The sequence below is a fragment of the Streptomyces sp. NPDC037126 genome, assembly GCF_055605965.1.
This window is the reverse complement of record NZ_JBVJTD010000002.1, coordinates 327,877-348,807: the sequence shown is the minus strand read 5'-3', so window position 1 is coordinate 348,807 and position 20,931 is coordinate 327,877. Positions and strand designations below refer to the sequence as shown.

General features: G+C 71.4%; 21 protein-coding genes. 16 read left to right on the top strand and 5 right to left on the bottom strand.

From position 1 onward, the window contains the following. Nucleotides 1–56 precede the first annotated feature (56 nt). On the bottom strand, nucleotides 57–620 hold the full coding sequence (locus ACZ7FF_RS06625; RefSeq protein WP_470810037.1) for a Dps family protein: 564 nt from the start codon (nucleotides 618–620) through the stop codon (nucleotides 57–59). 207 nt (nucleotides 621–827) lie between these two features. Between ACZ7FF_RS06625 and ACZ7FF_RS06620 the strand changes: the two genes are divergently transcribed. Next, nucleotides 828–1,328, top strand: coding sequence for an ATP-binding protein (locus tag ACZ7FF_RS06620; protein ID WP_470810036.1), 501 nt, complete (start codon nucleotides 828–830; stop codon nucleotides 1,326–1,328). Between the two features lie 181 nt (nucleotides 1,329–1,509). Beyond that, nucleotides 1,510–2,352: an RNA polymerase sigma factor SigF gene (locus ACZ7FF_RS06615; protein WP_470810035.1), complete on the top strand. Its 843-nt coding sequence runs from the start codon at nucleotides 1,510–1,512 to the stop codon at nucleotides 2,350–2,352. 1 nt (nucleotide 2,353) lies between these two features. Here the strand turns inward: ACZ7FF_RS06615 and ACZ7FF_RS06610 are convergent, their stop codons facing one another. Both ACZ7FF_RS06610 and ACZ7FF_RS06605 read right to left on the bottom strand, forming a co-directional pair. Further along, complete coding sequence (locus tag ACZ7FF_RS06610) at nucleotides 2,354–2,785, bottom strand: response regulator (RefSeq protein ID WP_470810033.1); 432 nt, start codon at nucleotides 2,783–2,785, stop codon at nucleotides 2,354–2,356. After that, nucleotides 2,785–3,150 carry a hypothetical protein gene (locus ACZ7FF_RS06605; RefSeq protein WP_470810031.1) on the bottom strand — a complete coding sequence of 122 codons (366 nt, stop codon included), beginning with the start codon at nucleotides 3,148–3,150 and terminating at the stop codon, nucleotides 2,785–2,787. Before ACZ7FF_RS06605 ends, ACZ7FF_RS06610 begins: the two co-directional genes overlap by 1 nt. Nucleotides 3,151–3,256: 106 nt before the next feature. Between ACZ7FF_RS06605 and ACZ7FF_RS06600 the strand changes: the two genes are divergently transcribed. The 13 genes from ACZ7FF_RS06600 (at nucleotide 3,257) to pqqE (ending at nucleotide 17,271) form a co-directional block, all read left to right on the top strand. Then, nucleotides 3,257–4,843 (top strand): sensor histidine kinase, encoded by a 1,587-nt coding sequence (locus ACZ7FF_RS06600; RefSeq protein WP_470810029.1) that lies wholly within the window; start codon nucleotides 3,257–3,259, stop codon nucleotides 4,841–4,843. Continuing rightward, entirely contained in the window at nucleotides 4,840–6,018 is a 1,179-nt protein-coding gene (locus ACZ7FF_RS06595) for a PP2C family protein-serine/threonine phosphatase (RefSeq protein WP_470810027.1), read from the top strand. The genes ACZ7FF_RS06600 and ACZ7FF_RS06595 overlap by 4 nt, the downstream gene beginning before the upstream one ends. Before the next feature lie 159 nt (nucleotides 6,019–6,177). Continuing rightward, nucleotides 6,178–6,621 carry a universal stress protein gene (locus tag ACZ7FF_RS06590; protein ID WP_470810026.1) on the top strand — a complete coding sequence of 148 codons (444 nt, stop codon included), beginning with the start codon at nucleotides 6,178–6,180 and terminating at the stop codon, nucleotides 6,619–6,621. Nucleotides 6,622–6,721: 100 nt separating this feature from the next. After that, the gene (locus ACZ7FF_RS06585; RefSeq protein ID WP_470810024.1) at nucleotides 6,722–7,627 is read left to right on the top strand and encodes a universal stress protein; all 906 of its coding nucleotides are present in this window, start codon (nucleotides 6,722–6,724) and stop codon (nucleotides 7,625–7,627) included. A gap of 261 nt (nucleotides 7,628–7,888) precedes the next feature. Further along, nucleotides 7,889–9,283, top strand: a complete 1,395-nt coding sequence (locus tag ACZ7FF_RS06580) for a LytTR family transcriptional regulator DNA-binding domain-containing protein (RefSeq protein ID WP_470810023.1) — start codon at nucleotides 7,889–7,891, stop codon at nucleotides 9,281–9,283. Nucleotides 9,284–9,323: 40 nt separating this feature from the next. Further along, a complete protein-coding gene (gene katG / locus ACZ7FF_RS06575) occupies nucleotides 9,324–11,555 on the top strand; it encodes a catalase/peroxidase HPI (RefSeq protein WP_470810022.1) in 2,232 nt (743 codons plus the stop codon). A 202-nt stretch (nucleotides 11,556–11,757) separates the two neighbouring features. Further along, nucleotides 11,758–12,219 (top strand): MSMEG_3727 family PQQ-associated protein, encoded by a 462-nt coding sequence (locus ACZ7FF_RS06570; protein ID WP_470810020.1) that lies wholly within the window; start codon nucleotides 11,758–11,760, stop codon nucleotides 12,217–12,219. Between the two features lie 22 nt (nucleotides 12,220–12,241). Beyond that, complete coding sequence (locus tag ACZ7FF_RS06565; protein WP_470810019.1) at nucleotides 12,242–13,951, top strand: PQQ-dependent dehydrogenase, methanol/ethanol family; 1,710 nt, start codon at nucleotides 12,242–12,244, stop codon at nucleotides 13,949–13,951. Between the two features lie 47 nt (nucleotides 13,952–13,998). Further along, nucleotides 13,999–14,094, top strand: a complete 96-nt coding sequence (gene pqqA, locus ACZ7FF_RS06560; RefSeq protein ID WP_470810018.1) for a pyrroloquinoline quinone precursor peptide PqqA — start codon at nucleotides 13,999–14,001, stop codon at nucleotides 14,092–14,094. Nucleotides 14,095–14,210: 116 nt separating this feature from the next. Further along, nucleotides 14,211–15,098 (top strand): pyrroloquinoline quinone biosynthesis protein PqqB, encoded by an 888-nt coding sequence (pqqB, locus tag ACZ7FF_RS06555; protein ID WP_470810017.1) that lies wholly within the window; start codon nucleotides 14,211–14,213, stop codon nucleotides 15,096–15,098. Between the two features lie 4 nt (nucleotides 15,099–15,102). Continuing rightward, nucleotides 15,103–15,801, top strand: coding sequence for a pyrroloquinoline-quinone synthase PqqC (pqqC, locus tag ACZ7FF_RS06550; protein WP_470810015.1), 699 nt, complete (start codon nucleotides 15,103–15,105; stop codon nucleotides 15,799–15,801). Between the two features lie 5 nt (nucleotides 15,802–15,806). Continuing rightward, a complete protein-coding gene (gene pqqD / locus ACZ7FF_RS06545; RefSeq protein ID WP_470810014.1) occupies nucleotides 15,807–16,136 on the top strand; it encodes a pyrroloquinoline quinone biosynthesis peptide chaperone PqqD in 330 nt (109 codons plus the stop codon). Then, on the top strand, nucleotides 16,129–17,271 hold the full coding sequence (gene pqqE, locus ACZ7FF_RS06540) for a pyrroloquinoline quinone biosynthesis protein PqqE (protein ID WP_470810012.1): 1,143 nt from the start codon (nucleotides 16,129–16,131) through the stop codon (nucleotides 17,269–17,271). The genes pqqD and pqqE overlap by 8 nt, the downstream gene beginning before the upstream one ends. Nucleotides 17,272–17,333: 62 nt before the next feature. Here pqqE and ACZ7FF_RS06535 read toward each other — a convergent pair whose 3' ends face one another. Then, on the bottom strand, nucleotides 17,334–17,873 hold the full coding sequence (locus tag ACZ7FF_RS06535; protein ID WP_470810010.1) for a manganese efflux pump MntP: 540 nt from the start codon (nucleotides 17,871–17,873) through the stop codon (nucleotides 17,334–17,336). Between the two features lie 85 nt (nucleotides 17,874–17,958). Here ACZ7FF_RS06535 and ACZ7FF_RS06530 point away from each other — a divergent pair, with 85 nt between their 5' ends. Next, nucleotides 17,959–18,204, top strand: coding sequence for a hypothetical protein (locus ACZ7FF_RS06530; protein ID WP_470810009.1), 246 nt, complete (start codon nucleotides 17,959–17,961; stop codon nucleotides 18,202–18,204). Nucleotides 18,205–18,698: 494 nt separating this feature from the next. Here the strand turns inward: ACZ7FF_RS06530 and ACZ7FF_RS06525 are convergent, their stop codons facing one another. Next, nucleotides 18,699–20,876, bottom strand: coding sequence for an FUSC family protein (locus ACZ7FF_RS06525; protein WP_470810008.1), 2,178 nt, complete (start codon nucleotides 20,874–20,876; stop codon nucleotides 18,699–18,701). Nucleotides 20,877–20,931: the final 55 nt, after the last annotated feature.

Here is a 20,931-nt window from a genome sequence, read left to right as displayed (position 1 = left end):
GGCGGCGCAGGACGCGGCCGCCCCTTCCGGGTGCGCGGAGCCGCATGCGTTGTCGCTCAGCTCAGTTCGGCGCCCTTCTCGGCGGCCTCCACCTCTGTCTTCGCCCGGCCGGTCGCGAGCGTTCCCCCGGCGCTCTCGAGATGGGCGCGTACGAACCACTGGAACTGCTCCAGGTCGCGCAGCTGCCCGATGAGCAGGTCCTCGGTGGCCGGGTCGATGTCACCGGCCTCCTTGACCGCGGCACGGACCCCCTCGACGACGCCCGTGTAGACGAGGTCGAGCGCACCGAGGTGGGCGATCGCGTCGGCCCGGCCGATCGAGTAGTCGTCCCAGGGGCGCTCGGCGACCAGCGCTCCGGGCGTGCCCTGTGCGACACCGCCCAGCGCCGCGATGCGCTCCGCGACGTCGTCGGCCATGCCCCGGACCCTGTCCACCTGCGGGTCCAGCATCTCGTGCACGGCGATGAAGTGCGGCCCGACGACGTTCCAGTGCACGTGCTTCAGCGTCAGATGCAGGTCGTTGAGCGCGTGCAGACGCAGCCGGAGCACCCCGATCAGCCGGCCCGCCGCCTGCCGCTCGATTCCCGGAACCGTGTACTTCGGGGTCAGATCCTGCGTCATGGTTCACCTCGGTGTGTGAAATCGGGTGTGCTGTGCACCAGCTCGATTGCCCCGGTTCGACCACGGCAGACCTGGAGGATCGCGTACTTCCTCGTCGCGGAACCGCCCGTACGTGGTACTCGTTATGGACCCGGAGGGCCCTGTCACCGGTACGTGCGGCGCGGGCCCGTCACCCGCCCGGGCGGGGGCTCGTGCGGATGAGGGGGCATGGCAGAGGGAATGGACCAGGAGCGCGCAGGGGAGTGGCGGGGCGGACCGGACGCCGACGGGTCGACGACGACGGCGGCGCTGTCCGGCGCCGAAGGGTGCATAGCCGAGGCACGCCACCTGGCCGCCGCGTTCCTCACCGAGGTCGCCTCCGGCCGCGGGCGGGCCGTTCCGGCTCGACGACTGGATCTCATCCAGCTGGTGGTCAGCGAACTCGTCACCAACGCCTGCAAGTACGCGCCCGGTCCGCTCCTGCTGCGGCTCCGCCTGACCGGTGAGGCGGTCGAGGTGCAGGTGTGGGACAGCGACCCCGTGCTGCCCGCCGCACGAGCGGCCGACCCCCGGCGGGTGGGCCAGCACGGACTGGAGATCGTGAAGGCCGTCACCGCCGAACTCGTCGTACGGCGCGAGGCGGTCGGCAAGACCGTCACCGCCACCATCCCCCTGGAACCGGAGCCGGCGAGGAACACGAGGGGAGACGCGGCCCCGGTCCAGCAGTGAGCCCGGGAGCCCCGGGGAGCCCTCCACGGCAGCCGACGGGACCGGCCGCCCCGACCGTCCCGCCGCAGGACCTGGAAAACTCGCCGTTCCCGCAGGCATGCTGGAGGGGAGCCGGGGTATACGGGGGAGCGTCGGCGGGAGACCGACCGTGACGAGGCCGATCGACTGGTAGGGGCGGATGATGGCGACGACGACCGTGCAGAGTACTGAAGTGGCCGTGGGCATACCCGAGATAGCCGACCCCTCCCAGGTCGAGCCCAAGGACGCACGGCAGTTGTCGAGGCTCTTCTTCGACCGGCTGGCGGTGCTGGAGGAGGGCACGCCCGAGTACCAGTACGCGCGCAACACGCTGATCGAGATGAACATGTCCCTGGTCCGCTTCGCGGCCGGCCGGTTCCGCAGCCGTGGGCCGGAGGAGATGGAGGACATCGTCCAGGTCGGCATGATCGGCCTGATCAAGGCGATCGACCGCTTCGAGCTGTCCCGCGAGGTCGAGTTCACCTCCTTCGCCGTGCCCTACATCGTCGGCGAGATCAAGCGGTTCTTCCGTGACACCACCTGGGCCGTGCACGTGCCGCGCCGCCTGCAGGAGGCCCGCGTCCAGCTGGCCCGCGCCACCGAGGAACTCCGCAGCCGCCTGGGCCGCACCCCGACGGTCAAGGAACTGTCGGAGCTGATGAGCCTGCCCGAGGCCGAGGTCGTCGAGGCCCAGCTCGCCTCCAACGGCTACAACTCCTCGTCCCTGGACGCCACGATCGGCGGCAGCGAGGACGGCGAGGCGGCGCTGCAGGACTTCATCGGCGCCGAGGACACCGCCCTGGGACTCGTGGAGGACTTCCAGTCCCTCGCGCCCCTGATCGCCGGACTCGACGAGCGCGACCGGCAGATCATCCACATGCGGTTCGTCGAGGAACTGACCCAGGCCCAGATCGGCGAACACCTCGGCGTCTCCCAGATGCACGTCTCCCGCCTGATCACACGTCTCCTGGCCCGTCTGCGCGAGGGCATGCTCGGCGCCGGCTGACCTACTCCCTGGGGGGCTTGACGGCGATGTCGAGGTAGAAGGTGTCGATGCTGCGGACGGCCGCCTCGAAGTCCTCCAGGTTCACCGGCTTGGTGACGTACGCGTTGGCGTGGTGGCGGTAGGCGCCGGTGACGTCGTCGGGCGCGGCGGACGTGGTCAGCACGACGACCGGGATGGTCCGCAGATCGGCGTCCTCCTTGACCACGGCCAGGAACTCGCGCCCGTTCATGCGCGGCATGTTCAGGTCGAGCACGATGAGGTCCGGGCGCTCGTTGTCCGGGTCGCGCAGGTACTCCAGAGCCGCGATGCCGTCGGAGACCTGGGTGAGGTTACGGGTACCGCGCTCGGCGAGGGCGTCCTGGATGAGCATGGCGTCTGCGACGTCGTCCTCGACGAGCAGGACGTCGTGGGGGCGGATTGCGGCGGCAGCCATCAGTCACGAGCTCCGGGGTTCGGGAGAGGTCGGGGGAGTGTGCGGTTGGTGATCAGTCCGGGCCAGCGGCGACGGGCCCCCTGGCGGCTCATGCTCACGGCCCGGCCGATCTCGGGGTAGCCGGCGCCGCTCGCGGCCGCGGCGCGGGCCGCCTGGTCCTCCAGGTGCCTGAGGGCCTGTCTGACGCCGCTCAGCACCCGCAGGCGTACGAGGGCACGTCTTCGGGCGTCGCCGGCCGCGTCCGCCGGGCCCGCGGCGAAGTGGGCGTCGTCCTGCGCCAGTTGCCGGGCGAGTTCGTCCACCACCTGGGTCACCAGCGCGGCCGTGTCCCCGGGCAGGGGCGGAGTGGAAGCTGGGCCGGACATGGCCTCACCCTACGGCGTCGGTCCCGTACGGGACAACATGTGTTGTCGGTGCGTGGGTACAGTGTGCTTGCCCCACGACAACAGCGGCCGAACCGTCGAGGAAACCATGCAGACCGCGATAGAGATGGAGCCCCCCGCCACGGGTGTGTTCTCCGGCTGGACCACCCGGCGCTGGCTGCGGGTGGGGGTCGCCGCCACCCTGGCCGTCCTGGCCGTACTGGGGTCGCTCGGTGGCTGGGCCATGTGGCGCACGTCGCACATCACCTCCGAACTCGTGGACCGGCGCTCGCCCGCCCTGATCGAGGCCATGCGGGTGGAGGAGGCACTGGTCAACCAGGAGACCGGAATCCGCGGGTACGGGCTGTCGGGCCGCTCGGACTTCCTGCAGCCGTACGCGCAGGGCGTGACCGACGAGAAGGCCGCACTGCGGCGGCTGCGCCCGCTGGTCGAGGGCGACCCCCGGGCCGCCGCCGACCTGGCCGACGTCGAGCGACTGGCCGACACCTGGCAGCGGCGCGTCGCCCGGCCCGTCTCGGCCGCCTCCGCCGAGGACGCGATGGCGATCGCCACGCGACGGGCCGCCGAGGGCAAGTCCGCGTTCGACTCCCTGCGCGGCACGATGACGCGCCAGCAGGCCCACCTGCAGGGCGAACGGGAGACGTCCACCCGTCAGCTGAGGCAGGCGGTGACGCTGCGGAACTGGATGTTCGCGGTCATAGGCGTCGTCATCGTCCTGGTGGCCGCCCTCGTCTTCGAGGGGCTGCGCCGTGGCGTCACCGGCCCGCTCACCCGGCTCGGCGCGGCCGCCCGCGATGTCGCGCAGGGCCGCTTCGACCGCTCCCTCACCGGAACCGGCCCCGCCGACCTGCGCCGACTGGCCACGGACGTCGAGTCGATGCGCCGCCGGCTGGTGGAGGAGCTGAAGTTCAGCGAGGCGGCCCGCCGACTGCTGGACGAGCAGGCGGAGGAACTGAAGCGGTCGAACACGGAACTGGAGCAGTTCGCCTACGTCGCCTCGCACGACCTGCAGGAACCCCTGCGCAAGGTGTCCAGCTTCACCCAGCTCCTGCAGCGGCGCTACGGCGGCCGGCTGGACGAGAAGGCGGACCAGTACATCGCGTTCGCCGTCGACGGCGCCAACCGCATGCAGACCCTGATCAACGACCTGCTGGCCTTCTCGCGGGTCGGCCGGATCCACAACGACCACCAGACCGTCGACCTCGAAGGAGTGCTGAACCGGACCCTGGACGCGCTGAGCGTGGCCGTCGAGGAGAGCGCGGCCGAGATCACCCACGACCCGCTGCCCACCGTCGTCGGGGACAGCACCCAACTGGGCATCCTGTGGCAGAACCTGCTGTCCAACGCGATCAAGTTCCACAGCCCCGACCGGCAGCCCCGCATCCACATCGGAGCCGTCGCCCACGAGGGCGCCTGGGAGTTCACGGTCACCGACAACGGCATCGGCATCGCGCCGGAGTTCCAGGAGAAGGTCTTCGTCCTCTTCCAGCGGCTGCACACCAAGGACGCCTATCCCGGCACGGGGATCGGCCTCGCGATGTGCAAGAAGGTGATCGAGTTCCACGGCGGCACGATCAGGATCGACGCCGACTACAAGCTGGGCACCCGCGTCGTCCTCAGCCTCCCCGCCATCGGGCCCGCGCCCACGGCCTCGGACAGGGAGGCGCAGTCGTGACCGACCGAGCCACGGTCCGCGCACAGGAGTTCCGCATCCTCCTGGTGGAGGACGACGACGGGGACGCCCTCCTGGTCGAGGAACTCCTCCACGACACCGACATGCCGCACGTGCTCTCGCGCTGCCGTACCGCGGCCGACGCCCGCACGGCACTCGCGTCGGGCCCCGTCGACTGCGTCCTGCTCGACCTGCACCTGCCCGACGCGTCCGGGGTGGAGACCGTGCAGGCCGTCCAGGCCGACACCCACGCCGCCATCATCGTCCTGACCGGACTCGACGAACCCCGCGCGGGAGTCGACGCCCTCGCCGCCGGCGCGCAGGACTACCTCATCAAGGGCAAGGTCGAACCCGACCTGATGCAACGCGCCGTCCGCTACGCCGTCCAGCGCAAGCAGGCCGAGCGCGCCAACGCGGCCCTCCAGATCGGGCGGCTGCGCGCCGAGGAGAACGCACGCCTGGAACGCGGCCTGCTGCCCGAACCCCTCCTGGCACCCGGCGCCGTCACCGCCTCCAGCAGGTACTACCCGGGCCGGGCACAGGCGCTGCTGGGCGGCGACTTCCTCGACGTCGTCCAGACCGGCGACGGCCAGGTGCACGCCGTCATCGGGGACGTCAGCGGCCACGGCCCCGACGCCGCCGCCCTCGGCGTCTGCCTCCGCATCGCCTGGCGCGCCCTGACCCTCGGCGGCCACCGTGACCAGCACCTGCTCCATCTCCTCGAACAGATCCACATCGCCGAACGCACCGGCAGCGACCTGTTCGCCACCTGCAGCCTCATCACCCTCGATCCCGGCGCGCGCACCCTCACCCTGCACCTGGCCGGCCACCACGAACCCCTCCTCATCACCCCCGACGGCACCCAGGAGGTCACCGCCGCCCACGGCGTCGCCCTCGGCATAGCGCCCGGCCTCGGCAACTGGCCCGCCACCACCCTCGCGCTGCCCGCCCGCGGCGCGCTCGTCGCCTACACCGACGGCCTCATCGAGGGCTTCGCGGACGGCACCGGCGCCCGGCTCGGAGTGGACGGCCTGCTGCGCATCATCGACGGCATCCGCACCCCCGACCCCGGCACCCACCTCGACCGGCTCATAGCCGGCACCCGCACCCTCAACGCCGACCGCCACACCGACGACCTCGCGGTCCTGCGCCTGGACTGGAACGCCGGGACGAGCTGACGCGGATCCCGCGGGCACACGTCACACCGCCGCCCGGGCGGCGGTGTCCGTCATTCCGCCGGAGGCCCATCTATGGCGATGTGGCCGCGACTCCCGCAGCGTGGAGAGCAGCGGCGGTCCGCCCCCGGTGGGCACAGACCGGAGGAGAGAGGTGGACGCATGGACGAGGATGCCTCCGAGCGCCGGGTGGTGGTCGGCGTCGACGGTTCCCAGCCCTCGTACGAGGCCCTGCGCTGGGCCGTGCGCTACGCCGGCCTGGTCCGCGGCACCGTGGACGCGGTCGCGGTGTGGGAGCTGCCGGGCCTGTACGGCTGGTCCGCGCCCGCCGTGGACATGGACGTCGACGAGAACGAGGCCCGGCAGAAGATGAGCCGGGAGCTGATCGACGTCCTCGGCGCCGAGGACGCGGGCTCGGTCCGGACCCACGTCGTGCACGGCAACCCCACCGACGTGCTGCTGCGGGCCGCCGAAGGCGCCGAGGCACTGGTCGTCGGCAGCCGGGGCAGGGGCGGTTTCGCCCGCGCCCTGCTCGGCTCCGTCAGCCAGCACGTGTCTCAGCACGCGAGCTGCCCGGTCGTGATCGTGCGCTCCGGGAAGCAGTGACCCGAATCCGGTACCGACCCGGATCTCCGCCCAGCAGCCGGCCTCTGGGGCCCGCGGCGCCACGCTGGGACGCACACGCCCACTCCGGGAGGCGCGGACCATGCCCCGAACCGTCACCGCGGGTCTGCAGGACTCGCCCGAGAGCCGGTCCGCGGTGGAGTGGGCGGCCGGCGAGGCGATGCTGCGCGGGCTGCCCCTCAGGCTCGTGTACGTCTCGGAGCCGGCCTCCAGGTTCGTGGCCCGTACCCCACTGCTGGATCCCGGGACCTACCGCCGGTGGGCGGAGCAGCTGACACGCGAGGCCGCGGACGGCGCCCGGCTCCGCCACCCGGGCATCGACGTGGTCGCCGAGCAGGTCACGGGGAGCGTGGCCGACGTCCTGTGCGAGGCCGCGGGTGCCGCGGAACTTCTGGTGCTCGGCTCACGGCGCCTCGGCACCGTCGAGGGCTTCATGGTCGGCTCGGTCAGCCTGGCCGTCGTGGCACGCGCCGAGCGGCCGGTGGTGCTGGTGCGTGCGCAGGAGCAGGCCGCCGACGGGCCCAGGACGAATCCGGCGGCCATCCCGTCCGCCGGCACGTCCCCCCGGCCCGTCGTGCTCGGCCTCGACGTCGACCACCCGGACGACGCGCCACTGGAGTTCTCCTTCGACGCCGCCGCCCGCCGCAGGGTCGCGCTGTGGGCCGTGCACGCCTGGCCCGAGCCGCCGACCTCCTTCTACCGCTTCTCCGGCGACGCCGGACTCCGAGACTCCCTCGAACGCGGCCGGGCCGCGCTCCTGACCGAGGTCCTGCACCCCTGGCGGCAGCGGTTCCCCGATGTCGAGGTCGTCGAGGTGAGCCGGTCCGGGAGCGCCGCGCAGGTCCTCGTCGACCATGCGCGCGACGCCTCCCTCACGGTCGTCGGCCGACGCGTCCGCAGCCGCCTCCTCGGCGCCCACATCGGCCATGTCGCCCACTCCGCCCTGCACCACGTCGCCGCCCCCGTCGCGGTCGTGCCGCACGGCTGACCCGGCGCTGTCGGGCATGCCCGCCGTCGCCGGGAAGCGGCACCGCGCGCACGCGGTCCGCTGGGGCACGTGCGCGGGCCGGCAACGGTACCTAGGGTGGGGAGTGCAGGTCTGTGACACGGCCTGGGACGAGTGACGAAGCAGCAAGACGCGCGACGCAGGACCCGGTCCGCCGCAGGGCCGGCCGCCGCCAGCGGCGACCGGCGCGGACGGGGCGTACGCCGTCGGGCGTTGGGGATGGACCAAGGGTGGTTCTGAACCATGAGGGACGTACATCATCTTGAGCCCGGCTCGGCGGACCTCGACGGAGGGTCCGTGCTGGCGGCGTGGGAGCGGTTCGTGCAGGGCGAGGACCAGGTACCGGACGTCCGGCCCCTGGTGGCGTTCTCCTGGCATCGCTGCCGGGAGCAGTACCGGGTAGATCCCCACCTCACCGGGGCCCCCGTCGCCGTCGCGGAGTCCGAGCACACGCCCGAGCACGACGTCGTCTTCGCCGAGCTGGGTTTTCGCGCCGCCTCCGTGGCACATGAGGTGGGCAACCCCGGTGGTGTCGTCACCGTCGCCGATGCCACCGGGCGGATCCTGGCCGAGTGGGGTGACCAGGCCACGCTCGCCCGAGCCGGCGACCCCAATCTGGCGCCCTGGTTCTGCTGGTCCGAGTGCGCGGTCGGCACGAACGGCATGGGCACGGCGCTCGAGGCGCACGGCCCGGTACGGATCAGGGGTGCGGAGCACTGGTGCCAGGCGCTGCACAACTGGGTGTGCGCGGGCATCGCGGTGCGCGACGTGGTGACCAGAGACCCGATCGCGGTGCTGAACATCTGCCGCTGGCGCAGCCGGCTTCCCGCGTCCACGGAAAGCTGGCTGGCGAACGTGGCCACCATGACCCAGTGCCCCCTGAAGAGGCGCGCCCGGGACAGCGGTGCCGAGCTGGTCGCGGCCTACACCCAGGCCAGGGCACACTCCGGCGCGGCACTCGCCGCGGTGGACACCGCGGGCAAGGTGGTGATCGCCGACGAGATGGCGAGCGTGCTGCTGGGTGTCCCGGCATGCACCCCCGCGGTCGACCCCACGCTGCGCTGGAACCCTGGGCTGCCCGAACTGATCACTGCCGCCAGGTACGCCACCAGGCAGGCCGCCCACAATCCCGACTGGGTCGGCACGACGCAGATCTTCGCCCACCTCGCCGACGAACCGACATCGATCAGCATCCGCCCCGTCTTCTCGTCCGGACGCCTGATCGGGAACCTGGTCTCGTTCGGCGCCTCCGACGGGGCGCAGTTGCCCCAGGCGGACGGGGCCGCGCACCTCGGGACGCAGCCGCGCCGACTGGTCGCGATGCGCGACAACCGGATGGTGCTGCTGCGGCTGCAGGAGGTCTCCTTCGCCGAATCGCAGGGAAACGACGTGTGGCTCTCCACCGACAAGGGGCGGCTGCGAGCCTCCTCCCCGAGTCTGGACAAGCTCGAAGGCGAGCTGGCGGATGTCGGCTTCCTCAGGGTGCACCGCCGGTACGTGGTCAACCTCGGCCGCATCGGGGAGATAGAGCGCGGCCTCAAGGGCGAGCTGTCTCTGGTCATGGACGGCCGGGGGGACGAGATGGTGCCGGTCTCCCGGCGGCATGCGCCGGCCGTGCGCCGTGCGCTGGACATCTGAGTGCCCCGGCACGACCTCCGATCCTGGAAGGAAGGGTCCCGTGTCTGACAGTCCGGACGCCGTTGCCGGCGAGACGAACGCCTGGGGCGCGCGCAACCGCGACTGGTGGCCGGACCGGCTCGACCTGGCGGTTCTCCGGAAGCACCCCGCCATGGCCGACCCCATGGGCGAGGACTTCGACTACGCGGCCGAGTTCCGGACGCTCGACCTCGACGCCCTGGCGCGGGACGTCGACGAGGTGCTCACGACGTCGCAGGAGTGGTGGCCGGCCGACTTCGGCCACTACGGGCCCCTCATGATCCGGATGGTGTGGCACGGCGCGGGCACGTACCGCGTCAGCGACGGCCGTGGCGGCGCGGGCGGAGGCATGCAGCGCTTCGCGCCGCTGAACAGCTGGCCGGACAATCGCAACCTCGACAAGGCACGACGGCTGCTCTGGCCGGTGAAGAAGAAGTACGGGCGCAAGGTCTCCTGGGCCGACCTCATGGTCTTCGCGGGCAACCGCGCCCTGGAGACGATGGGCCTGACGACCTTCGGTTTCGCCGGTGGCCGGGCGGACGTCTGGGAGTCCGACGAGGACGTCTACTGGGGTCCCGAGCACGCCTGGCTCGGCGACGAACGCCACGGCGGCGTCCGGGACCTGGAGAACCCTCTGGCCGCCGACCAGATGGGCCTCATCTACGTCAACCCGGAGGGACCGAACACCGTCCCGGACCCGCTCACCGCGGCCCGGGACATCCGCGAGACGTTCAAGCGCATGGGGATGAACGACGAGGAGACCGTCGCGCTGATCGCGGGCGGCCACACGTTCGGCAAGACCCACGGCGCGGCCGACCCGGACGCCTGCCTCGGCCCCGAACCCGAGGGCGCCCCCCTCGAGGAGCAGGGGCTGGGCTGGAAGAACCGCCATGGCACCGGAAAGGGGACGGACGCCGTCTCCAGCGGGCTCGAGGGCACGTGGACACCCACCCCGACGACATGGGACAACAGCTTCCTCGAGACCCTGTACGGCTACGAGTGGGACCTGGAGCTGAGTCCCGCGGGCCTGTGGCAGTGGATCCCGAGAGACGGCGCCGGGGCCGGTACCGTGCCCGACGCCCACGACCCGTCGGCGACACACGCCCCGACGATCCTGACGACGGACCTCGCGCTGCGGACGGACCCCGTCTACGAGTCGGTCTCGCGACGTTTCCTGGAGAACCCGGACCGGCTCGCGGACGCGTTCGCCCGGGCCTGGTTCAAGCTGACGCACCTCGACATGGGCCCGATCCAGCGCTACCTCGGACCGCTGGTTCCCCGCGAGGCGCTCCTCTGGCAGGACCGGGTCCCCGCCGTGGACCACGCGCTCGTCGGGCCGGCGGACGTCGCCGCGCTCAAGAGCCGGATCCTCGCCTCGGGGCTGTCCGTCTCCCAGCTCGTCTCGACCGCGTGGGCGTCGGCCTCGACGTTCCGCGCCGGCGACCGGCGGGGCGGGGCGAACGGCGCGCGCATCCGCCTCGAACCGCAGCGGAGCTGGGAGGTCAACGACCCCGGCACGCTGGCACAGGTGCTGCACACCCTGGAGGGGATCCAGGAGTCCTTCAACGACTCCGGGACCGGGGAGGAGAAGATCTCGCTGGCCGACCTCATCGTGCTCGGCGGGGCCGCCGCCGTCGAGCAGGCCGCCAGGACCGCCGGCCACGACGTCCAGGTCCCCTTCAGCCCGGGACGCACGGACGCCACGCAGGAGTGGACCGATGTGGAGTCCTTCGCCCCGCTGGAGCCGACCGCGGACGGGTTCCGCAACTACCGCGGCAAGGGCGGCCGGCTGCCGTCGGAGCACCTGCTGGTCGACCGCGCGAACCTGCTGGACCTGAGCGCGCCCGAGATGACCGTCCTCGTGGGGGGCCTGCGGGTGCTGGGCGCCAACCACCGGCAGTCGCCGCTGGGCGTCTTCACCTCGGCCCCCGGGTCGCTGACCAACGACTTCTTCGTGAACCTGCTCGACACGGAGACGGAATGGAGACCGGCGTCGGCGGCCGCGGAGACCTTCGAGGGGCGCGACCGCGCCACCGGCGAGCTCAAGTGGACCGGCAGCCGCGTCGACCTCGTCTTCGGCTCGGACGCCGAGCTGCGTGCCGTCGCGGAGGTGTACGCGAGCGACGACGCCCGGGAGAAGTTCGTGCGGGACTTCGTCGCCGCGTGGGCCAAGGTCATGAACCTCGACCGGTACGACCTCGGCGCGCCCCCGCCCGGCACCTCCCAACGGCGGCACATCGGGTGCGAACGGTAGCCCGTCGCGGGCGAGTGGCATGAACCGGCCCGCACCAGGGCGCACCTTGTCGGTGTGATCCATCCGGCGTAGTTTCTTTATCGGTGGCGAATTCGGCACCGTATTCGGTGTGTTTTATCCGGCGTAGTGCGCTCCTTGACGACCGATTGCAGCCGGGCATCGAGCGATGCGAAAAATCAGATTCCGAGGAGTGGAACCTCCTATGACGACCACGCAGGAGCGAGCCGACCTGCTGGACAAGCTCGGGTTGGCCGCACAGAACAAAGCCGCTCTGGGACAAGTGCTGGGGACCGGAACCATCGGGCAGGCAACCGAGGGACCGGACGGCCGTATGAAGGCCACGATTCGAATCAACCAGGACGAGCTGACCTGGGATCCCTCCATTCTGGTCATGCCCCATGGAGGAGATATCGAGCTCGAACTCGTCAATGACGACAAGAACACGCACTGCGCACTTCTGCCGAGCAACGGCGACAGGAAGTTCATCTGGTTGGTGAACCATTCGCACGGGCACGCGCACCTCAACCTCGACGGTCCGGGCTACTACTGGTACAGCTCGCCCACGGGCAATGACGAGGGCCGCGGCCTGACCGGGTCCATCGTGGTCCTGGGGGACGCTCCGGCGGAGGCCCGCCTCGACCGCCCCGAACAGCCGAGGCCGTAGGCAGAAGCAGGAGGTGGAGGAAATGACCGTCGACTACGCCGACTACGTCGACGCGGGTGAGGCTGTCGACCAGGGAGCACTGAGCGGCAAGGTCGCGGGCGGGGACGTCGCGCCGCCGGTGATCGCCGGCGTCGACTACGAGCGCATACTCAACGCTCGCCAGGAACCCCAGAACTGGCTCACCTACTACGGCGCCTACGACGGGCAACGCTACAGCCCGCTGGACCAGATCAACACGGAGACCGTCAAACGCCTCGTCCCCGCATGGGTCTTCCAGGCCGGCACGACGGGCCTGATCGCGGGCGCGTCGACCTACTCGTTCGAGGCCGCCCCCATCATCGTCGACGGGGTCATGTTCCTCTCCGGCTGGGACGGCTGGGTCTGGGCCCTCGACGCGAAGACGGGTGTGGAGATCTGGCGGTACAAGCACGCGGTCCCCTTCGACGTGTCCCTGTGCTGCGGGAACGTGAACCGTGGGGTCGCCGTCGCTCAGGGGAAGGTCTTCTTCGTCACGGCGAACGCTCGTGTGCTCGCGCTCGACGCCACCACCGGCAAGCGGATCTGGGACAAGACCTACGGAGACGTACGGGCCGGGGAGAGTGCCACCCTCGCCCCGCTGGTCGTGAAGAACATGCTCATCGTCGGAAGTTCCGGCGGCGAGTTCGGCGTACGCGGTCACCTCGACGCGTTCGATCTCGAAACCGGCGAGCACCAGTGGCGCTGCTACACGGTGCCCAAGCCCGGGGAGCCCGGCTCGGAGACCTGGCCCGCCGACGGCGAGGCCTGGGCACGGGGCGGGGCGAACTGCTGGATCACCGGCACCTTCGACCCGGAGACCAACCTGCTGTACGTGGGTACCGGCAACCCGGCGCCCGACTTCGACGGAGAGGTCCGCGAGGGCGACAACCTCTTCACCGACAGCATCGTCGCCGTGGACGTGGACAGCGGCCAGATCCGCTGGCACTACCAGTGCACCCCGCACGACCTGTGGGACTACGACAGCATCGGCGAGTGCATCCTGTTCGAGCAGGACGGGCGCAAACTGCTGGGCCACTTCGACAAGAACGGCTATTTCTTCGTCCTCGACCGCACGAACGGCGCGCGGGTCGGGATCACCCCCTTCGTCGACCGCATCACCTGGGGGGCGATCACGAGGGACGGACAGGTGACGGCCAAGGTGTACCCGGACAAGGAGGGAGAACCGGTCCACTTCTACCCGGGTCCGGCCGGCGCCAAGGAATGGACCCACGCGTCCTACAGCCCGAAGACCGGACTCTTCTACGTCCCGGTCCAGGACACCGGTGCCACGGCCACCCGGCGGCGCCGGGAGTTCAAGGAAAGCATTCCCTACTGGGGCGCGGGCGTTCAGGTGGACATCGAGGACATGGCGGGATCCATCAGCGCGTTCGACGCGGGCGGGGAGGAGAAGTGGCGCTGGCGCAACGAACTCCCCATGTGCGCCTCGACGCTGGCCACCGGCGGTGACCTGGTGTTCGCCGGCGAGGCCTCCGGCGAGTTCAACGCGCTCGACGCCCGCACCGGCGAACTGCTGTGGCAGTTCCAGTGCGGAAGCGGCCACCACAGCAGCCCGACCACGTACATGGTCGACGGCAGGCAGTACGTGGCCGTGCCGGTCGGCTGGGGCGGCTGGGCCGAGGGGTTCCTCCCCGGCATGCTCGGCGCGGGACACGGAAGCGCCCTGATGGTCTTCGCCCTCCCCGAACCGTCGTAGCGCGTGGCCTGAGCCGGCCGTGATCCCGGCAGAGAGGAGGTGGATCCATGGAGTCCCAGCTCGCTGTGTGGGAGACGCCCGAGTTCGACGAGATCGCAGTCGCGGCCGAGGTGACCATGTACCTCGACCGCATGGAGGACTAGCCGATACGGGGCGGCGCCGGACCCGGTCCGGCGCCGCCCGACGACTCGGGAGGACCGCGGAGACCGGGCCGGTGACGGACCCGGTTCTTCGAGGAACGACGAACGGAAGTGCCGAGGTGTTGCTGCGCGTCCTGGGCTCGGCGGCGGGGGGAGGCTCCCCGCAGTGGAATTGCGGCTGCCCGGTGTGCGCCGCCGTCCGCTCCGGCGCCGGACCCGCGCGCACCCAGTCGTCGGTCGCGGTCAGCGCCGACCACCGCCGGTGGTTCCTCGTCAACGCCTCGCCCGACGTGCTCGCCCAGATCGAGGACTTCCCCGGCCTGCGCCCGCACGACGACCGGACGACGCCGCTGGAGGCGGTGCTGCTCACCGACGCCGAGCTGGACCACACGCTCGGCCTGCTCCTGTTGCGCGAGGCCCGCGCACTGCGGCTGTACGCCACACCGGCGGTGCGCAAGACCATGTCCGACGGCTCGGGGATCCTGCGCACGCTCGAGCGCTACTGCCCGGTCGAGTGGCGGGCGGTGATCCCCGGTACCGGCCTCGCCCTGGCGGACGGACTGTCCTGCCGGGCGTTCGACGTCCCCACCACCAAGCGCGACCGGTTCGCGACCGGGGTGGACCACGGCCGCGTCGTGGGCTACCGGCTGACCGACGAGCGCAGCGGCGAAAGCCTGGTGTACCTGCCAGGGGTGCAGTCGCTGACGGCGGCCCTGCGCGCGGAGATCGAGGGCTGCGCGTGCCTGCTGATCGACGGGACCTGCTGGCACGACGACGAGCTCGTACGGCTCGGCCTGGCCGGCAGGACGTCACGGGAGATGGGCCACCTGCCCGTCGACGGCCCCGACGGCAGCCTGGCGCAGCTCCCGTCGCTGCGCGTGGGGCGAACGATCTTCGTGCACATGAACAACACCAACCCGATCCTCCTGAAGGACACGCCCGAGCGGCGCATCGTGGAGGAGAGCGGCATGGAAGTGGCCGTGGACGGCCTGGAGGTCCAGGTGTAGAGCCGTGACGACGACAACCACCACAACCGGCGCCGACGCCTTCGTAGAGACGTTGCGGGCACACTCGCGGCGATACCACGACCAGCACCCGTTCCACGTCCGGATGAACGACGGTCGGCTGAGCCCCCGGCAGGTCCGGGGCTGGGTGGCCAACCGCTTCTACTACCAGGAGAACATCCCCCGCAAGGACGCCGCGATCCTCTCCAACTGCCCCGACATCGACGTCCGTCGCCGCTGGATCCGGCGGATCGCCGACCACGACGGCACTGCCGCGGGCGAGGGCGGCATCGAGGCGTGGCTGCGCCTCGGCGAGGCCGCCGGGCTGACCCGCGAGGAGGTCCGGGATCACCGGCACCTCGTACCCGGGGTGCGGTTCGCCGTCGACGCCTACGTGAACTTCGCCCGGACCCGCCCCTGGGTGGAAGCGGTGGCGTCCTCGCTCACCGAGCTGTTCGCGCCCGACCTGATGGCGGCGCGGCTCGCCGCGTTCGAGCGGTGGTACCCGTGGATCGCCCCCGAGGGCCTCGCCTACTTCCGCGCCCGCCTCGAACAGGCCCCCCGCGACTGCGAACACGCGCTCGAGGTGGTCACCGCGCACTGCGTCACCGCCGAGTCCCGGGCGCGCGCCGTCGACGCGCTGTCGTTCAAGTGCGACGTCCTGTGGAGCCTGATGGACGCCATCGACCAGGCCTATCCGGAGTGAACGCCATGGACCCGACCCGTACCGCAACGACCCGTACCAGCAGCACGACCCGGGCCGGCGCCGGGGTGTCCGGCTCGGACCGGCCCCGGCTGGCGGCCCACGTCCGGCTCGACTTCTGCCGGACCAGGCAACGCAAGGTGCTGCTGCACCCCGAGACGGTGGTGGTTCTGAACGGCAGCGGCGCGGCCGTCCTCGAACTGTGCGACGGCCGGCACACCGTGGACGAGATCGTGACCGAACTGGGCGCGCGCTACGAGACCGTTCCCGACGACGAGGTCCGTCAGTTCCTGGACCGGCTCGTCGCCCGGCGCTGGGTGGAGCTCACCGATGGATAGCCCCTTCGGGCTGCTCGCCGAGCTCACCTACCGCTGCCCGCTGGCCTGCCCGTACTGCTCCAACCCGCTGAACCTGGCCGACTACCGGGACGAGTTGACCACCGACGAGTGGCTGCGGGTGCTGACCGAGGCCGAGGACCTGGGAGTTCTGCAGTGTCACCTGTCCGGCGGGGAACCGCTGCTGCGGCGCGACCTGGTGGAGCTCGTGGCGCACGCCCATGCCCTGGGCCTCTACACCAACCTCATCACCAGCGCCCTCGGGTTCTCGCGTCCGAGGGCCGAGCAGCTGCGGGCCGCCGGCCTGGATCACGTGCAGGTCAGCATCCAGGCCGACGAACCGGCCGTGTCCGACCGGATCGCCGGGATCCCGTCCTTCCGGCGCAAGGTCGAGGCGATGAGCCTGGTCAAGGAGCTGGGCTGGCCGCTCACCATGAACGTGGTGCTGCACCGGCACAACATCGACCGCGTCGCCGACGTGCTCGCTCTGGCCGAGGAGGTGGGCGCGGACCGGCTGGAGCTGGCCAACACCCAGTACTACGGCTGGGCCTGGCGCAACCGTGCCGCGCTGCTGCCGAGCCGGGCCCAGCTCGAGGCGGCCGAGACCGTCGTACGGGCCGCGCGCGAGCGGTTGCGGGACCGCATGGACATCATCTACGTCATCCCCGACTACTACAGCCGTTATCCGAAGCCCTGCATGGGCGGCTGGGCCTCCCGGCAGCTGACCGTGACGCCGAACGGCGACGTCCTGCCCTGTCCGGCCGCCCAGTCCCTGCCGTTGCCGCGGGCCAGCGTGCGGGAGGACCCGCTGGCGCGGATCTGGGCCGAGGCCCCCGTGATGACCGCGTTCCGCGGGACCGACTGGATGCCGGAACCCTGCCGGAGCTGCCCCCGGCGGGAGGTCGACTTCGGCGGGTGCCGCTGCCAGGCGTTCCTGCTCACCGGCGACGCCGCCCGCACCGACCCGGTCTGCCATCTGTCGCCCGACCACGACCTGGTCGCCCGGGCGGTCGAGGCCGCGAGCGCCGACTCGCGGGACGACGGCGTGCCGCTGGTCCCACGCCCGCACCGATCCGGCGTGCCATCTGTCGCCCTGTCACGACCGGGTGGCCCGGGGGATCGAGGCAACGGAGGCTGACCCGAGGCCCGGCGATCTTCCGCCGCTCTCCCTGCCTTCTCCCTGCCTTCCGATGAAGCGGGTCAGTCGCCGAACCACAACGGCAGCGCCGCGGCGGCGATGATCAGGGTGACCCCGCTCAGCAGGTCCGGGCGGATCCGGATGAGGCGCGCCGCGGCCCGCCCGAGCCGCAGCCCGACCAGCGACATCACCGCCGTCGTGACGCCGAAGGCGGCGGCCGAGAGCCACGGCGAGAGCCCGAGGACCCCAAGGCTCGCCCCGGCGAACAAGTTGTCCAGGCTCAGCGTCAACGGGATGCCGAACAGCGCCCACGGCTGGTCCAACTCGTCCGGCTCGGGTTTCCGTAGGGACGAGATGACGAGGTAGAGACCGTACCCGCCGAGCGCGACCGCGCCCACCACATCGGCGATGCCCCCGACGAGCTCCCCGATCTGGTGACCGATCAACAGCCCGACCAAGGGCATGACCGCGTCCCACAGCCCGAAGGTCAGCGCGACCTGCAACGCGCGCTTCAAACCGAATGGGACCGTGCCGAGCGCGATCGATACCCGGAAATTGTCGAGACTGAGCACAAAACCCAGGGCCAGTATTTCCCAGATCATGACGACGCTGCCCGATGGTGAGCGGTGACGGCGGAAACGGCTTTGCTCGACCGAACATCCACCACAATTCCCTAGAATATCTCAGATGACGCATCTGATAAACCTGGAAAGCCGATTCCCGAAAGATTTCAAGGCTTCCTACGGTGCGGCCCAGTCGGTCGATGTCGTGCCGAACGCGTGGCCGTCGACGATGCGCGCGACCGCTTCCTTGCGCGGCGGTGAAGGGGCGGCCCCGGGCCTGCCGTTCAGCTCCTCGAAGGCCGCGGCAGCCGGTCGGTGTGAGTGCTGGAACACCTCGCGAGAGCTGACCGGGCATCGCGATTCGATGTAGCCTCCGGAGCACGCCCTTGACCTGCAAAGGCAGGCAGGGAGCAGACGAATCGGGAGTCTCTTCGTGTTTCGTACCATGTTCAAGTCCAAGATCTAGCGTTTGGGTATTTTCGCAGGTCAGAGCCGTGATCGCGGCGTCCAAGTCAGCAAAAGGTCAGCATTGGACCGGGCGGTGTCCCGCGTTGCTGACTTGCGGCTACCAGGGGCCTGCCGTGCCGCCCGGCGCCCGCTCCGGAGGCTTGGTGCGTGGCTCGACAGCTTGCTCGTGGGATGGGGTCCTTTTTCAAGGAGTGCGGTTGCCGGCCAGCTGCTGGCGACCCCAAGGCGAGAGGCCACGGCCGGTCGGCCATGTGAGAAGGGGCGGGCTCAGAACTGCTGGCCCTGGCGGGTCTGATCGCCGTGATGGCGACACCGGCGTACGTGTGGCGGCGCTCGACGCGGCCGGGAGACCACTTCCCGCTCCAGGAGGCGCGGCGCGCCCCGTCGCCGGCGCCGTCACCCACCTCGGTGCGCGGGCCCCGATCCGTCACCTTCCGCCGCCACGGCGGCCCGCACCCGCTGCTCCTCGCGAGCAGAGCCGACGTCCCGTTCCAGCGGTGTGCGGCTCACGGCTGTCGCGAGGTCTTCCAAGGCCCGTCTTTGCAGTTCCGCTTCGCGCCGCACGACCGGGCTCCCGTTGCCGGCGGCGGCGTCCTCCCACGCGTGGAGCGCCTCATCCACGCGTCCCCAGTCCGGATTCCTGTGCTCGCGCACGGCGACTGCTGCCTTCGAGGTATCCGTCTCCAGGGCCTCGGCGAATCGCTCGGCCTCGGGGACGAAATGGCTGTCGGCCCGCGGGACGTGGCTTTCCATGAGCATCGCCGCCCGGCCGAACCCCTTGAGCGCCTCCTGTGCCTCCTGCGCCTCGTGCGACGTCAGACCCCTGGGGCGGACCGGTTCCTGCCTTGCCCGGTCGTATGCCTCCTGCCAGGCGGCACGTGCCTCCCTGCTCTCCAGCAGTGCCCGACGCATGTCGGCGTGATGCTCCCGGGTCGGTTCGGCGTAGTTGCGGAGCACCGCGGCCGCGTAGCGGCCGTTGGCGGCAAGCCAGTCCGCGAGCCGGCCCGGCAGTCGGGGTGTCTCCCATGCGGGGAACACCACGTAGGCCAGCATTGCCAGGGCCCCGCCGAGCAGGGTGAGTACCACCCGCTCCGGGACTGTCTGTTCCCACGCCTGGCCGCCCATGCCGAGCAGGAAGACGACGTATGCGGCGGTGAAGCACTGGGAGTAGGCGTAGCCGGTACGGTTCAGCGTGTACGACAGGCCCGCCGAGACCACCGCCAGCGCGCCGGACACATGGGCGTCCGGGCCCAGGGCCCGCACCATACCGGTGGCGAGCGCGACTCCCGCCAGGGTCCCGGCGAGACGGGCCACCGCACGCGCGTACGTCCGGTGGAAGTCCGGCCGCATCACCATCACCGAGGCGATGGGCGCCCAGTAGCCGTGGCCCAGGGGTAGCCGGGCGGCGATCAGATAGCCCAGTGTGGCCACCGCCGCCAGGCGGACGGCGTGCCGGAACACGGGCGAGTCCCAGCGGATCTCACGGCGCACCGCCCGGACGACGACCGGGACCAGCTGCAGCATGGTCGGGCGCACCAGGAACTGGGCGTCGGCGAGGCTAGGCGGCGTGGGCGTCCTCCCGCGCACGCAGCCGCTCCCGGCGATCTCCAACGCCTCACCGAGCAGTTCCACGAGCCGCTCGGCGGCCTGCCGGGCGGGGCCCTCCAGCACCTCGTGCTCCTCGTCGACGCACAGGACGTCGAGGCTCTCGGGCCGCACCTCTGCGGGAGTGCCGCGGCGGATCGTACGGGCGGACGCGTCCAAGACGTCGGCGGCCGCGTCGAGCAACTCCCGCGCGCGGTCCCGCCCGGGTCCCTCCGCCGGGGCGCCCACGTCCGGGTCGGCGAGCGCCGCGACCACCGGCCGAATGCGCTCGGCGAGTCCCCGGGGGCCGTGCAGGACGGGGGGACGGGTGCGGGCCTGTGACGGCGTCACGGCGGCCGCGTCCCGGGCCGTCATCAGCGGCTCCGGGTCGAACGGGGCGGTCGGGTCGTGCCGCAGCCGGCGGGCGTAGTCCGCCACGGCGGCCAGGGCGTCGGCGAGCGCGTCACGATGCGCTCCCCAACGGCGGATCGGGAACAGCAGGATCAGCACGGCCTGGGTCACGCCTCCGAGCGCGATGACCCCGGCGTGCTCGAGGGCTCGCCCCACGCTCGTGGGCAGGGTGATGGTCACGAGCATGCTGCCCACGGTCGTCGCTGCGACGATCCCAGCGGTCGATCCGACGGCCCACGCCGTTCCCGCGGCGAAGGCCCACACGGCCAGCAGCGGGAGGAACGTCACGAGTCGCCCCGCCGCCAGATAGCCCACGAAGGTGCTGAGCGCCAGACCCGCGCCCGCGCCGAGCGCGACCACCTTGCGCGGACGCCAGCTGCGCTGGAAGGTGGCCCCACCCGCGGAGTAGGCGCCGAGGGCGGCGGACGCGGCATACGCGGGGGAGACCAGCCACAGCGTCGGCCCGATGACGATCGCCACCCCAGCGGCCGTGCGCAGCGCGAGCAGGGGCTCCAGCCGCGTCTCCTCGATCGTGAGCCCGGATCGTACGACCTCCCCGAAGGTCCGCAGCCACGTCACGGGTGTCCGCCTGGCCGGAACGCCCTGCCGGGGCGCGTCGGCCTGGTTGAGGTGC